Genomic DNA, 1,038 nt, shown 5'->3' with positions numbered 1-1,038 from the left:
AGGTACAAATTCAAAAAGCTGTATTGCAAACATACGTATTTAAGGAAGCTGGAATTTTATATGGATGGTGAGAAAAAATGGACCATTATCAAATGTTGTATACTACCCCTTATTTATATTCTTCAAGCACTCTGAAAGAAATGTACAAAAGCACCAAAAAGGAAATTAACATTTGCGCCATACAAGAGCATATGCTACGTCACGAAGTATACCTGGACCAACAATATCGAGGTTACTATTATTTAAGTCAAAAAATTGAAGACGATCTATATGGCAATGAACAGGCATTGTCATGGAATGAGCTACTGGATGATTATCAACTTTATAGAGATCGTAATGGGAATTTATCTATCAAACTGAAAGGATGAGATAAACATGACAATCATTGGAGAGCTAGGGATTGTATATGGCGTGACCGGAGCTTCAGTTTTAGGAATAAAATTGCTGAAGAAGAAAGGTCTTTATCTTCCAGGTTGGTTGCTACGTGCGGGTCTTAAATGCTTACTGATTGGGAGTGTTTGGTACGTTCTAATGGATATACTAGATGTGTTTCTACGTTAGTATTACATCTGGTAGTTGAAAATGATTATAATAGCGCATCTTAAACCGCTTTTTCTAAGCTTCCATACAGGCTCAACTACCTTAAGGAGGTATGGAGGGAATGTTGTCACTTTTATTAATTCCAGCAACCTTTATAACTGTAGCTTATTTTTATCAAAGTAACGGAATGAGTGATAAGAAAAAAATCACAACGTTTTTTGAAATTGCAAAGATATGTGTTCAACATAAAGGTGAATTACAATACCCCATTTTTATAAAAGAAATTAAAGATGATATAAGTATGAATTATGTTTACAAGTTACCACTTGGTGTACCTAGTCAACTTATCCAAAAGTTAGCTGAAGTATTAGAAGAAGGCCTATATAAACCTGTTAAAATATCGTTTCACCAAAGAGAGCTTCATATTCGAGTATTTAGCCAACAAATACCTGAAATGTGGAATTGGTCTAAGGATCTATTAAAAGAGCATACATGGAG

2 protein-coding genes and 1 pseudogene are annotated in these 1,038 nt (G+C 34.1%); all 3 read left to right on the top strand.

What is annotated here, in order from left to right; all coding sequences use genetic code 11:
- The first annotated feature begins 77 nt into the window (after positions 1-77).
- Positions 78-368 carry a hypothetical protein gene (locus CQ058_RS31390; RefSeq protein WP_105590280.1) on the top strand — a complete coding sequence of 97 codons (291 nt, stop codon included), beginning with the start codon at positions 78-80 and terminating at the stop codon, positions 366-368.
- 7 nt (positions 369-375) lie between these two features.
- Entirely contained in the window at positions 376-561 is a 186-nt protein-coding gene (locus CQ058_RS31385) for a hypothetical protein (protein ID WP_002107213.1), read from the top strand.
- A gap of 100 nt (positions 562-661) precedes the next feature.
- A pseudogene (locus tag CQ058_RS31380) lies at positions 662-1,038 on the top strand (FtsK/SpoIIIE domain-containing protein); the annotation flags it as partial.

Source organism: Bacillus sp. MYb56 (assembly GCF_002976445.1).
GTDB classification, from domain to species: Bacteria; Bacillota; Bacilli; order Bacillales; family Bacillaceae_G; genus Bacillus_A; species Bacillus_A mycoides.
Note: the sequence above shows the minus strand (reverse complement) of the source record. Positions and strands in the feature narration are given on the sequence as shown.